The 13,092-nt window shown below is 70.4% G+C and carries 13 protein-coding genes; 11 read left to right on the top strand and 2 right to left on the bottom strand.

The features are described 5' to 3' along the window. Positions 1 to 52 precede the first annotated feature (52 nt). A complete protein-coding gene (locus ACR9Y5_RS06520) occupies positions 53 to 1,198 on the top strand; it encodes an ROK family transcriptional regulator (protein WP_481297199.1) in 1,146 nt (381 codons plus the stop codon). A gap of 60 nt (positions 1,199 to 1,258) precedes the next feature. After that, a complete protein-coding gene (locus ACR9Y5_RS06515) occupies positions 1,259 to 1,663 on the top strand; it encodes a hypothetical protein (RefSeq protein WP_481297198.1) in 405 nt (134 codons plus the stop codon). Here the strand turns inward: ACR9Y5_RS06515 and ACR9Y5_RS06510 are convergent. Continuing rightward, entirely contained in the window at positions 1,641 to 1,904 is a 264-nt protein-coding gene (locus ACR9Y5_RS06510; protein ID WP_481297197.1) for a hypothetical protein, read from the bottom strand. The two genes, ACR9Y5_RS06515 and ACR9Y5_RS06510, sit on opposite strands and share 23 nt — an antisense overlap. 446 nt (positions 1,905 to 2,350) lie before the next feature. Between ACR9Y5_RS06510 and ACR9Y5_RS06505 the strand changes: the two genes are divergently transcribed. The 9 genes from ACR9Y5_RS06505 (at position 2,351) to ACR9Y5_RS06465 (ending at position 11,278) form a co-directional block, all read left to right on the top strand. Continuing rightward, positions 2,351 to 2,560 (top strand): hypothetical protein, encoded by a 210-nt coding sequence (locus ACR9Y5_RS06505; protein WP_481297196.1) that lies wholly within the window; start codon positions 2,351 to 2,353, stop codon positions 2,558 to 2,560. A 3-nt stretch (positions 2,561 to 2,563) separates the two neighbouring features. After that, on the top strand, positions 2,564 to 3,835 hold the full coding sequence (locus tag ACR9Y5_RS06500) for a 6-phospho-beta-glucosidase (RefSeq protein ID WP_481297195.1): 1,272 nt from the start codon (positions 2,564 to 2,566) through the stop codon (positions 3,833 to 3,835). Then, positions 3,823 to 4,848: an N-acetylglucosamine kinase gene (locus ACR9Y5_RS06495; RefSeq protein ID WP_481297194.1), complete on the top strand. Its 1,026-nt coding sequence runs from the start codon at positions 3,823 to 3,825 to the stop codon at positions 4,846 to 4,848. Before ACR9Y5_RS06500 ends, ACR9Y5_RS06495 begins: the two co-directional genes overlap by 13 nt. A gap of 141 nt (positions 4,849 to 4,989) precedes the next feature. After that, a complete protein-coding gene (locus tag ACR9Y5_RS06490) occupies positions 4,990 to 5,670 on the top strand; it encodes a protein-L-isoaspartate(D-aspartate) O-methyltransferase (RefSeq protein WP_481297193.1) in 681 nt (226 codons plus the stop codon). A 263-nt stretch (positions 5,671 to 5,933) separates the two neighbouring features. Beyond that, positions 5,934 to 6,227 (top strand): hypothetical protein, encoded by a 294-nt coding sequence (locus ACR9Y5_RS06485; RefSeq protein ID WP_481297192.1) that lies wholly within the window; start codon positions 5,934 to 5,936, stop codon positions 6,225 to 6,227. 569 nt (positions 6,228 to 6,796) lie between these two features. Then, positions 6,797 to 7,090, top strand: coding sequence for a hypothetical protein (locus ACR9Y5_RS06480; RefSeq protein WP_481297191.1), 294 nt, complete (start codon positions 6,797 to 6,799; stop codon positions 7,088 to 7,090). Positions 7,091 to 7,246: 156 nt separating this feature from the next. Continuing rightward, complete coding sequence (locus tag ACR9Y5_RS06475) at positions 7,247 to 8,326, top strand: hypothetical protein (RefSeq protein WP_481297190.1); 1,080 nt, start codon at positions 7,247 to 7,249, stop codon at positions 8,324 to 8,326. A gap of 20 nt (positions 8,327 to 8,346) precedes the next feature. Continuing rightward, entirely contained in the window at positions 8,347 to 8,715 is a 369-nt protein-coding gene (locus ACR9Y5_RS06470) for a hypothetical protein (protein WP_481297189.1), read from the top strand. A 73-nt stretch (positions 8,716 to 8,788) separates the two neighbouring features. Further along, positions 8,789 to 11,278, top strand: a complete 2,490-nt coding sequence (locus tag ACR9Y5_RS06465) for a CDP-glycerol glycerophosphotransferase family protein (protein ID WP_481297188.1) — start codon at positions 8,789 to 8,791, stop codon at positions 11,276 to 11,278. Between the two features lie 112 nt (positions 11,279 to 11,390). Here ACR9Y5_RS06465 and ACR9Y5_RS06460 read toward each other — a convergent pair whose 3' ends face one another. Beyond that, the gene (locus ACR9Y5_RS06460; protein WP_481297187.1) at positions 11,391 to 13,070 is read right to left on the bottom strand and encodes an acyl-CoA dehydrogenase family protein; all 1,680 of its coding nucleotides are present in this window, start codon (positions 13,068 to 13,070) and stop codon (positions 11,391 to 11,393) included. Positions 13,071 to 13,092 lie beyond the last annotated feature (22 nt).

The following is a 13,092-nucleotide window of genomic DNA, read 5'->3' as shown; positions in this document are numbered from 1 at the left end:
AAACTTTCCTGATACATTCGCCGGAGGACATCGTTCCGACGGAGGGATGAGGATGACCGGACCGGTTCGGGGCACCCCTGGGTGGCTGCGCGAGACCAACGACCGCACGGCGCTGTCGCTGCTGCTCGAGCACGGCGTCCTCACCCGCACGCGCATCGGCGAGCTCTCCGGGCTCTCGAAGCCCACCGCCGCCCAGATGGTGGCGCGGCTCGAGACCGCCGGACTCATCCACGTCGTCGGCGAGGTCTCCGGCGGCCGCGGCCCCAACGCCGCGAGCTACGCCGTCCGCACGGACCGGATGCTGGGCGTGGCCGTCGACATCGGCGCGGAGGCCATCCGCGCCACGGTGGTCGACGCGGCGGGGGCGGAACGGCCGATCGCCGTCACCCCGCTCGCCGCCCGGAGCCCCGAAGGCGACATCCGCGCCGCGATCGACGCGGCCTGCGCGGCGTCGGGAGCGGACCCCGAGCGCGTCGGCGCCGTCTGCATCGGTGTCCAGGGCGCCCTCGATCCCCGGACGGACGAGCTGACCTACATCGAGACCCTCCCCGGTTGGCCGAAGCAGGGCATCCGCCGCCGCCTCGTGGATGCGCTGGGCATCGCCGTCCACATCGACAACGACGTGAACCTGGCGGCCCTGGCCGAGCGGACCGACGGCGCCGGCCGCGACACCGGCGGATTCGCACTGCTCTGGATGGACGAAGGCCTCGGCCTGTCGGTCGACCAGGGCGGCAGCATCCACCGCGGCGCCTCGGGCGGGGCCGGCGAGATCGGCTACCTGCCCATCCCCCGCTCCGCCGCCGAGCTCGACCCGGAGGCGCGCGACCTGCAGGACCTCATCGGAGGCCCGGCGGTGACACGGCTCGCGGCCGGCCACGGCCTGACCGACCGATTCGAGGGCGACGACCGTGCCCGCGAGCGCTTCCTCGGCGAGCTGGCACGGCGCGTCGCCGTCGGCGTCGTGCCGGTGCTCGCCCTCCTCGACCCCGAGCTCGTGGTGCTCGGCGGCGCGACCGGCCTGGCCGGCGGACCGCGCCTCGCCGAGCTCGTCACCGCCGAGCTCCGCCCCTCCTGGGGCGACCGCAGCGTCGTCGCCACCGGTGTCGCCGCCCATCCCGTGCTCCGCGGAGCCCGGGAGCACCTCGTCGGCGACGTGCGCGACGCCCTGTTCGCCGAAGTGTCGCGGATCGCACCGTAGCGTCCCGCGTCCCGCCCTGCACCATCCACCCGCACCACAGACAGTGAGGGAGCCACACCCGTGAAACACCGTCACCTCGTCGCAGCGGCCGCGATCACCGCGGCCGCTGCGCTCGCCCTCTCCGGATGCTCCGGATGGTCCGGCGGCGCGAACTTCAGCGACACCGCCCCGAAAGACTTCAGCGGCAACGTCTCCTTCTGGAAGATCGGCTGGGACAAGCAGGCGGCGGTCGCGTCGTCCGTGGCGTCGGGCAAGGCCGTAGTCGGCCAGGGCATCTCGGCCAACCTCGGCTACCCCGGGGGCTCGCTGCTCACCTCCACGCAGTGGCTGTACGTCCGCGGCTTCGGCACGTACCAGCTCGGCTACGCCTCGGCGCTCGCAGTGCTGCTGTTCGCGGTCGCCGCCGTCATCCTCGTCCTGCTGCTGCGCCGCTTCACGGCGTTCACCCCGGAAGGCGCCCAATGACCTCCGCCACGCTCTCCCCCGGCACGACCGCGACCAGCGGACCGCCGCCCTCGCGACGTATCCCGACGCCTCGGTCATCGCGCGCCCGCAGCATCCTGGCGTGGATCGCCGAGCACGTCGTGCTCGTCGTGCTCGCGGTCCTGTTCATCGCTCCGGTCGTGTTCGTGTTCCTGACCTCGGCGATGTCGAGCGAGCAGACGCTGACGGCGTCGCTCTGGCCGCAGCCGTTCCACTGGGACAACTACGTGAAGGTGTTCACGACCGTGCCGCTCGCGCAGTGGTTCGCGAACTCGGCGATGTACGCGGTGCTCGCGACCGTGTTCATGCTGGTGTCGAGCGTTCCGGCCGCCTACGCGCTGGCGAAGATCCGCTTCCGCGGGTCGGGTGTGCTGTTCACCGTGATCATCATCGCGATGCTGCTGCCGCCGCAGGTGACGGCGATCCCGATCTACGTGCTGGGGTCGCAGCTGGGGCTGACCGGGACACTGTGGCCGCTCATCCTGCCGAACCTGCTGGGCGTCGCGTTCTCGATCTTCCTGCTGCGGCAGTTCTTCCTGACGATCCCGAGCGAGCGCTCGGATGCGGCGGCATCGACGGGAACGGCGAGTTCGGCGTGCTCTGGCGCGTGGTGCTGCCGATGGCGAAGCCGGGCATCGCGGCCACCGCGATCTTCCTGTTCTTCGCCTCGTGGAACGACTACTACGGTTCTACACCTCGGAGAACCCGGCCGCCTGGCCCGTCGCCTACGGGCTGGCGTCGTTCCGCGGTGTGCACGGCACCGACTGGGGGCTCAGCATGGCCATGACGATGCTGGTCACCGTGCCGGTCGTCCTCATCTTCTTCTTCGCCCAACGCGTCTTCGTGGAGGGCATCACACTCACCGGCGTGAAGGGATAACTCGTGAAACTGACGGTCGTCGGAGGCGGCTCCACCTACACTCCCGAGCTCATCGACGGGTTCGCGCGGCTGCGCGCCGTGCTCCCGGTCGAGGAGTTGTGGCTCGTCGACCCCGATCCCGAGCGGCTGCGACTGGTCGGCGGTATGAGCCAGCGGATGTTCCGCGCCGCCGGGCACCCCGGACGCATCGTGCCGACCTCGGACCTGGTGGCCGGCGTGGCGGATGCGGACGTGGTGCTGCTGCAGCTGCGGGTGGGCGGCCAGGCCGCACGTCACGGGGACGAGACGTGGCCCCACGAGTGCGGCTGCATCGGCCAGGAGACGACCGGCCCCGGCGGGTTCGCGAAGGCGCTGCGAACGGTCCCGGTGGTGCTGCGCGTCGCCGAGGAGGTGCGCAGGCACGCCAAGCCCGACGCCTGGATCGTCGACTTCACCAACCCCGTGGGCATCGTCACCCGGGCGCTGCTGCAGGAGGGCCACCGCGCGGTCGGGCTGTGCAACGTCGCCATCGGCTTCCAGCGGCGGTTCGCGGGGATGCTGGGGCTGGAACCCGCGCAGGTCCAGCTCGGCCACGTCGGGCTCAACCACCTGACCTGGGAGCGCTCGGTGCTCGTGCGCGACGGAGACCGCACGCGCGACGTGCTCCCGGAGCTGCTGGACAGGCGCCTGGACCAGCTGGCCGGCGAGGTCGAGCTGCCCGCCTCCCTGCTGCGGCTGCTCGGCGACGTGCCCAGCTACTATCTTCGCTACTACTACGCGCACGACGAGGTGCTGCGCGAGCAGCTGGATGCGCCGACGCGCGCCGAGGCGGTCCAGCGCGTCGAGCGCGAGCTGCTGGAGCTGTACGGCGACCCTGCGGTCGACACGAAACCCGAACAGCTGGCGCAGCGCGGCGGCGCGTTCTACTCCGAGGCGGCCGTCGACCTGATCGCGTCGCTCACCGGCGACCGGGGCGACGTGCAGGTGGTGAACCTCCGCAACGACGGAACATTGCCGTTCCTGCCCGACGACCACGTCATCGAGGTCCCGGCGACGGTCGACGCGCGCGGCGTGACGGCGCTGCCCGTCGACCCGCTGCCGGCCGACCACGCCGCCCTGGTGGCGCACGTCGCCTGCTACGAGCGCCTCGCCCTCGACGCGGCCGTGCACGGCGGACGCGACCGGGTGCTGCGCGCGATGCTCGCGCATCCACTGGTCGGGCAGTACGACCGGGCGGAGCGGCTCACCGACCTGCTCATCGCGCACAACCGGGAGCACCTGGCATGGGCGCAGTGACCGATCGCCCCGAGGGGGCGCCGCTGGTCGTCGCGGTCGACGGCGGCGGTTCGAAGACGGATGCGGTCGCCCTCGAACTCGACGGCACGGTGGTCGCCGAGGCCCGGGCCGGCACGTCGAGCCCGCACGCGATCGGGATGGACGCGGCGGCCGAGCTCGTCTCCGGCCTGATCGGCACCCTGCTCGAACGGACCGGCCCGCGCCCGCTGGCCGCCGTGAACCTGTACCTCTCCGGGCTCGACCTCCCGGCGGAGCTGGCGGAGTTCCGCGCCGCGATCGCGCACACGCCGTGGGCGGGGGCGACGGTCGAGAACGACCTCTTCGCCCTGCTGCGCGCGGGCACGGGCGAGCCCGACGCGGTGGCGGTCGTCTGCGGGACGGGCATCAACTGCATCGGCGTGCGGGCCGACGGCCGGGTGGTGCGCTACCCGTCGCTCGGCACGATCTCCGGCGACTGGGGTGGCGGCTGGCACCTCGGCGAGCGCGCCCTCTGGTACGCGGCGCGGGCGGTGGACGGTCGCGGCGGTCCGACGGCCCTCGCGGACGCAGTGCCGGCGGCTCTCGGGCTCGGCAGCGTGCAGGAGGTGATCGAAGCCCTCCACTTCGGCCGCCTGCCGAGCAGCGGGCTCGCGCGGCTGGCCCCGACCGTGTTCGCCTGCGCCCGCGACGGCGACGCCATCGCCATCGGCCTCGTCGACGAGCAGGCGGAGGAGATCGCCACGATGGCGATCACCACCCTGCGGCGCCTCGACCTGCTGGACCGGCCGGTGCCGGTGGTGCTGGGCGGCGGCGTCATCGGCGGGCGCGACGAGCGGCTTCTCGGGACGATCGAGCGGCTGCTCGCGGAGGGCGCGCCGGCCGCCCGGATGGAGCTGGTCACGGCCGCGCCCATCCTCGGCGCCGCGCTGCTCGCCCTCGAGTCGGCCGGCGCCGACCCGGCCGCGGTGGACGCGGCGCGGAGCGCGCTGGAGGGGCGGCCGGCGGCGGCGGTGGTGCCGGTGCCCGGCGCCTGACGGCGGGCCCGGCGGCGGGGCCCCGCCGGCGCCCCGGGCGGCCTCGAGGGGGCGCAACACGCCGTTATGCGACGCGGATAACGGCGTGTTGCGACTCCTCGATTGCGGTGGCGGGATGCGCGGGGCGGGGTGCGGGCGGGGGTGCCGCGGTGGTTCAATAGCCGCACGCAGTACGACCACCTGACCGAACGCGCGCGGATGGTCGAGCAGCAGCTCGCCGCCCGCGGGATCGAGGACCAGCGCGTCCTCGACGCGATGAGACGCGTGCCCCGGCACCTGTTCGTCGAGCCGGCGGCGGCGCCGTACGCCTACGAGGACCACCCGATGCCGATCGGCGAGGGACAGACGATCTCGCAGCCGTACATCGTCGCGCTGATGCTGCAGGCCGCCCGGATCGGGCCGGAGGACGCCGTGCTCGACGTCGGGACGGGCTCCGGCTACGCCGCGGCGGTCGCCGCGGAGCTGGCGCACCGGGTGGTCAGCATCGAGCGGCATCCCGGGCTCGCCGTGGAGGCGGCGGCGACGCTGGAGGCGCTCGGCTACCGGGTCGAGGTCGTCACCGGCGACGGGACGCTGGGGTGGCCCGCTCGCGCACCGTACGACGCGATCGTCGCGGCGGCGACCGGGCCGTCGGTGCCGGCGGCGTGGGCGGCGCAGCTGCGTCCGGGCGGACGGATCGTGATGCCGGTCGGGCGGCCGGGACGCGCCCAGCACCTCGCCGCGTACACGCTGCAGGACGACGGGGAGTTGCACGAGACGAACCTCGGGGCGGTGGCGTTCGTGCCGCTCATCGGCGACCAGGGGTGGCCGGCCTCCGGCTGACGGTGCCCGGCTGGGGCGTGGCAGCCTGCGAGAGGTAGTGACCGATCAGGACAAGTAATGCCGTAAAATACCGTGCTGCAGTACGAATAAATCATGTACGGTCGGAGCATGCATCCGGGCACTCAGTTTCTACCGGCCGTCCTGCGGTGAGCGGGCGCAGCGCATGGGCGGGCCGGCGGCGCAGACGGCTCCTCCTGGGCCTCGGTGTTGCCACGACGATCGTCGTGGCCTTGACCTCTTGTTCGATATCTGGAAACGGCGGGATGAACCACCACGACACCCTGGCGACGAATCTCGCCAACCAGAAGAATGCAGCGCTCCTGTTCATCGGTAACCGGCCGGAAACAGAACGAATTGAATTCACAGAAGAGGGAGGCGCCAACGGTGCAGGTTACTGGTCGGCATACGCAATGGTCACTATTGCGGGCAAGGATTATCAAGAGGACCTTGGACTGGCATTGGTAGCCGGGGATCCGCTCCCTACTGCGGACTCCGACGCGACGCCCTCACCAGTCCCCGTCACCTACAGCGACGGCTCGTCAGAGGTCCTCGGATGACGGCAGCCGAAGAGTATGCCGCCATCGCTGGCGCGGCCTACAACGTGGATCCCTTGTGGAAGAACCCGCCGTATGCCACAGGAAAGAGATTCAGCACCTAACACAATCCCGGCCAGGAGCACCAGGTGGTTCCCCCGCCTCCGGTGAGTGATCCGGTGACGGGTTTCCAGGCGATGACCGTGGTGCCGGTGGTTCACGGCCAGCTGGATTACTCGCAGGCATTCATCACGTACGAGGGACCAATCCCGCTCACCACCCCGATTTCGGCGCGGTCGGCATGTGATCGTGAGTGGCCAGACCGGCCCACAAACCAAGCAGGGCATCCGCCGGACGCGTGCATACAGATCGCTCGAACAGGTAATGCACGTAAAATACCGTGTGGAAGTAGACGCATCAAGCATGTATGGTGGGAGCATGCACCCGGCCATCCAGCTTCCAGCGGCCGTCCGACGGTGAGCGGACGTAGCGCCCGGGCGGGCCAGCGGCGCAAACGGCTCCTCCTGGGCCTCGGTGTTGCCGCGACGGTCCTTGTGGCCTTGACCTCTTGTTCGATACTTGGAAACGGCAGGATGAACCAGCAGAGCAGAATAGCGACGAACCTCGCGAACCAGAAGAAGGCAGCGCTTCTATTCGTTCACGACCGGCCGGAAACAGAACGAATCAAATTCACTGAAGAAGGCGGATATAACGGTGCCGGCGGCTGGTCGGCGTACTCGATCGTCACAATTGCGGGCAAGGACTATGGCGAGCACCTGGGCCTCAGCCTCGTTGGCGGGGACCCGCTCCCCGCTCCGGAGCCAAATCCGACGCACTCACCAGTCCCCGTCACCTACAGTGACGGCTCATCCGAGGCGCTCGGATGACAACGGCAGAAGACTACGCAACCATCGCGGAGGCTGCTTACGACGCGGATCCGCTGCGGACGAATCAGCCCCTTGAATCAGGGCAGCGATTCAATCCTCCCGGGTAAACCCGGCCAGGAGTACCAGGTGGTTCCTCCGCCTCCGGTGAGTGATCCGGTGACGGGTTTCCAGGCGATGACCGTGGTACCGGTGCTCAACGGCGAGCTGGACTATTCACAGGCATTCATCGCTTACGCCGGGACCAATCCCAACCACCACCCCGACTACAGCGCGGACGGGCAAGTCGTCGTGGGCGGTCAGACCGGCCCCGGAACCCAAGCGGATCAGGCGACGGCATACGCCCAAGCAGCCATGGCGGAGGTGCGGAAGACGCATCCCAACGCGACCTTCCAGACCGTCGGCCATTCACTGGGCGGGTTCTTGGCGATGTATGTCGCGGGCGAACTGCATCTGTCGTCGACATCCTTCAACGGCCCCGACGCATGGGAGGCGCTCTCCCCCCAGGCGAAAGAATGGGTGCTGGCTCAGATCGCCGCGGGGAAGAACCCGTTCACGAACTACGTCAACGAATGGGACCTGGTCGGAAACATCCACGGCAACGGCTCCGGCGCAGCCCACTACGTCACAGGCCAACCAGGCCAAGGTCTCTTCGACAACCACAACATCAGCCCCGGTTTCGGCTTCAACCCCGATGGCAGCATCATCGGAGACGGCGCGAAGGGCCGCAGCGTGACCGAGATCACGGACAACCTCTTGAGCGGAGTGCCGGAAGGCGCCCGGATCTATCTGAGTCCGCTGCTGACGGGCATGGTCGCCCTTGTGCAGAATCCGGCGGTCGGCGCGGTGGCCGGGATGGCGGTCTCGGCTTTGGCGGTCACCGTTGACACGATGGCAGCCGCCTCCATGGCATCGGCTGTCCTCCAGATGGAGACCCCGCTGCAGTCGATCAAGGCGATCAACAGCGGGCTGGTGCCGCAGATGGAACAAGAACTGGCCGGGGCGAAAAGCGCCGTGGCGATGATCCCGTCGATCACCGAAGCGGATATCGAGAACTGCGTCGCCGTTCACCTGTTGGAGGTCCAGCACAACGTCGACAAGAAGGCCCTCGCCGAGGTCGACCGGCGGGTCGACGACCACCTCACGCTCGTGGCCCAGCTTGCTGTCGGGATCGGCTCATCCGTTCAGAACGCCCTCGCGGAAGACGCGCAGTGGGCGCACATCTATGGCGGGCGTTAGCCCGCGAAAGGAGGGACGGGATGTCTCGTTCCGGCACGGCATACGGCTCGGCACAGCCGAGCCTGGGCGATCTGATCGGCGAGCTGGGCAGCGGTGTCCACGACGTCGTCGAGGGGATCCAGCAGGCGATCGATGCGCAGATCCACAACGCGGCCGTCGGACTCTTGAACTCGCTGCTCCCGCCGATCGTCCACGCGCAGAACGCGTCGATCCGCTCCGTCGCCTGGACCCGGATCGAAGCCCACACCCTGGAAATCGGCGGACGTACGGCCGCGGTGAGGGTCAGCAATGCCGTGCAGTCCGGAATGGTCCAGAAAAAGATCGAACACGGCGTCGAACAGGTCACCTCCACGCTCGACTACACCCACGGAGTGAACAGCATCACATGAGCACACCCACCCTCGCGTGCCGCAGATCGTGCTCCCAGGTGGCCGTTATGCCGCTCTCATAAAATCGAGGGCGATGAGACTCTCCCGACTGAAGCGACTGCCGTCCCGGGCCAAGCGTGCCGCGCGTTACGAGATCCACGCGCACTGGCGGCGGCAGCCGATCGTCCGGGGCGCCGTGCTGTACGAGTCGTTCTCGGGCAACGGCATGCTCGACAACCCGGAGGCCGTCTTCCGCGAGCTGCTCGCCTCCCCCGACCTCGGTCACCTCACCCACATCTGGGCGCTCTCCGATCTGCGCCAGTACCGGGCCGCGGTCGAGGAGTTCGCCGGCGACGACCGGGTGAGCTTCGTCCGCTACGGCTCCGTCGCCTACTACCGCGCGCTCGCGACCAGCCAGTACCTCGTCAACAACGCGACGTTCCCGCCCGACTTCTCGAAGCGCCCGGGGCAGGTGTACCTCAACACCTGGCACGGCACACCGCTGAAGCGGATGGGGTACGACATCGCCGACGGCGCGCTCGGCACCGCCAACATCATCCGCAACTTCGTGCAGGCCGATTACCTGCTCTCGGCGAACCCGTTCATGTCGGAGCAGATGTACGAGACCGGCTACAAGCTGACCGGCGTCTACCGCGGCACCCTCGTCGAGGAGGGCTACCCGCGCATCGACCGGCAGTTCCTCGACGACCGCGGGCGCGAGGAGGTGCGCCGCCGGCTCGTCGCCGCGGGCATCCCGCTCGGCGACCGGCAGGTCATCCTGTACGCGCCCACCTGGAAGGGCCAGGTGTTCGGCCGCCCCGAGGACGACCTGGATGCGCTGCTCGCGCACATCCACCAGATCGAGGAGCGCATCGACACCAGCCGCTACGCCGTGCTGCTGAAGACCCACCAGTCGGTGCACGCGCTCGCCGCGGACCGGCCGGAGCTGGCGCGCATGCTCGTGCCGAACGAGATCCCGACGAACCTCGTGCTCGGTGCGACGGACATGCTGATCTCGGACTACTCCAGCATCTTCTTCGACTTCCTCCGGACCGGCCGGCCGATCGTGTTCTTCACGCCCGACCTGGCCGACTACGCGGGCACCCGCGGCCTGTACTTCGAGCCGGACGAGTGGCCGGGGCCCGTGCTCATGTCGGCCCGCGAAGTCGGCGACGCCCTGCACGCGATCGCCGGGGCCGGAGGAGCACTGCCGGCCGAATCGGCCGGCCGCTACCGGTCGATGCAGGAGCGGTTCACGCCCTACGAGGACGGGTCCGCATCCGCCCGCATCGTCGACATCGTCTTCCGGGGCAAGCGGGACGGCTACCGCCTGCGCAGCGATCTCGCCGACGACGGCCGCCAGAAGATCCTGCTCTACCTGGGCGGGATGCGCCCCAACGGCATCACGACCTCCGCGCTGAACCTGCTCAACAACATCGACCACGAGCGCTTCGACGTCTCGGCGTTCTTCGCCCAGAGCCGGTCGCAGGTCATCATCGGAAAGCAGCGGCAGATCCATCCCGGCGTCCGCCAGTTCCCGCGGGTCGGGGGGATGAACGGGGCGAAGCTCGTGCACCTCGCCCGCCACCTCGACTTCCGGCGCGGACGCATCGCGCAGCACGCCGACATCCCGGCGCAGAACCGGCTGTGGGACGACGAGTGGTACCGCTGCTTCGGCGAGAGCCGATTCGACTACGTGGTCGACTTCTCCGGCTACGGACCGTTCTGGGCGACGCTGCTGCTCCACTCCCCCGACGCGCAGCGGGCGATCTGGCTGCACAACGACCTCGCGGCGGACGCCCACCGCGAGGTGAACGGCGAGAAGCGGATGCTGCACAGCCTCACGCAGATCTTCACGCTGTACCGGCAGTACGACCACCTGGTCTCCGTGTCCCCGACCCTGTCGGAGATCAACCGCGACGCCCTGGCGGAGTACGCGCCGCCGGAGAAGTTCGTGTCGGCCCTCAACACTGTCGACGCCGAGCACATCCTGGAGAACGCGGCCGCCGACCTGCACGAGCTCACCTTCGACGAGGAGACCGGCAGCATCCCCGACTGGGCGGAGCTGCTGCTCGCCGACGACGACGTGACGACGTTCGTCAACGTCGGGCGGCTGTCGCCGGAGAAGAACCAGACGCGGCTGATCCGGGCGTTCGCGGCCGTGCACGCCGAGAACCCGCGGACCCGTCTGGTCGTCGTCGGCTCGGGCCCGCTGGCCGGCGACCTGGAGTCGCTGGTCGCCGAGCTGGGGCTGCAGGGCTCGGTCTTCCTCACGGGCATGCAGCGCAACCCGCACGCGATCATGGCCAAGGCGGACTGCTTCGTGCTCTCCAGCGACTACGAGGGCCAGCCGATGGTGCTGCTGGAGGCGCTGGTGCTGCAGCTGCCGATCGTCACGGTCGAGTTCGCGTCGGCGAAGAACGCGCTGCCCGCAGGGAGCGGGATGGTCGTGCCGCAGTCGGTCGACGGCGTCGCCGACGGCATGCGCGCGTTCCTGAACGGCGCGGTCCCCGACAGCCACTTCGACTACCACGCCTACAACCGCAAGGCCGTCGCCCAGTTCTACGCCGCCATCGGCGCCTGACCGACTCGCGCCGCGACTCCCCTCCGTCCCTTCGTCCCGCCGTCGAGTACACAAAAAGTGCACGCGACACGCCGCAAAGGCGTGCACTATTCGTGTACTCGACGGTGGGGGGTCAGGCGCGGGTGAGGAGGGCGCGGAGGTCGAGGCCGGGTGGGAGCTCGCCGTAGAGGGAGCCGCGCTCGGGGCCGACGCGTGCGGCGACGAAGGCGTCGGCGACGGCGGCCGGTGCGTGACGGATCAGCAGGGAGGCCTGCAGCGCGACGGCCATCGCCGCGACCAGCGGGCGGACCGAGGCCTCGGCGGAGGCGGCGGCCGCGTCGGCGTCCGAGGCGGCCGCGTCGCTGTCGGAGGCGCCGCCGCCGGCCGCGCCGCCCGCGACGCAGGACGCCACCCGGGCGCGCAGCCGGTCGTGGTGCGCGTCGAAGGTGCGGTAGCGGCCGCGGGCGTGCGCGAGCTCGACGTCGAAGGCGTCCCAGGCCGCCGGCTCGCGGCGGAGCGCGCGCAGCACATCCAGGGCGATCACGTTGCCCGAGCCCTCCCAGATCGCCATCACCGGCTGCTCGCGGTACCGCCGGGCCAGCGGGAACGCCTCGGTGTAGCCGTTGCCGCCGAGGCACTCCAGCGCCTCGTAGGCGTGGCCCGGTCCGCGCTTGCAGACCCAGTACTTGGTGACCGCGGTCGCCAGGCGCCGGAACGCGATATCCGTCGCCGGCGCGTCCGCGTCGTGCGCCCGCGCGAGACGGAGGGCCACCTCGGTCGCCGCCTCGGCCTCCAGCGCGAGGTCGGCCAGCACCGCCGTCATCGCCGGCTGATCGATCAGCCGCGCGCCGAACGCGGAACGGTGCCGCGCGTGCCAGGCGGCCTCGGCGACGGCCTGCCGCATCCCCGCCGCGCTGCCGAGGATGCAGTCGAGCCGGGTGCGGTTGACCATCTCGAGGATGGTGCGCACACCGCGCCCCTCCTCACCGAGCAGGTACCCGACCGTCCCGTCGAACTCCACCTCGCTGGAGGCGTTGGACCGGTTGCCGAGCTTGTCCTTCAGGCGCTGGATGAGGAACACGTTCCGGTCGCCGTCCTCCAGCACGCGGGGCACCACGAAGCAGGAGAGGCCGTTCGCGGTCTGCGCGAGCACCAGGAACGCGTCCGACATCGGAGCGGAGCAGAACCACTTGTGCCCGGTGATCAGCCAGCGGCCGTCGCCGTCGGCGAGCGCGCGGGTCGTGGTGGCGCGCACATCCGATCCGCCCTGCTTCTCGGTCATCGCCATCCCGAACAGCGCGGAACTCTTGTCCGCCCTCAGCCGGCCGTCGTACTCCCGGCTGAGGAGGCGCGGCATCCATTCGGCGGCGAGCCCCTCGGAGACGGCGAGTGCTGGCACGGCCGCGTGCGTCATCGACACCGGGCAGGCGTGCCCCGGTTCGATCTGCGCGAACAGCATGAACGCGGCGGCCCGCGCGACGTTCGCGCCGGGGCGCGGGTCGGCCCAGGCCGACGTGTGGGCTCCCGCCGCGACGGCCGCTGCGATCACCCGGTGGTATCCGTCGTCGTACTCGACCTCGTCGATCCGGGCGCCCCACCGGTCGAAGGAGCGCAGCTGGGGCTCGTGGAGGTTCGCGAGCTCCGCATCCCGCTGGAACGACGCCGACCCCACCAGCCGCCCGACCTCGCCGAGCGACGTCGTGGCCCACGCGGCGTCGTACCGCTCGACCCCTTCCCGGAGGGCGGGGTTGGCCGCGAACTCGTCCACGTCGACGCGCGGCGGCGGCTGGTTCACGACGGTGTGGGTGACCATGGCGGGAGTCTAGTGCGGCCGG

The sequence above is a fragment of the Leifsonia sp. KNZ13-11D genome (genome assembly GCF_056754895.1).
This window is presented reverse-complemented; position numbering and strand designations above follow the sequence as displayed.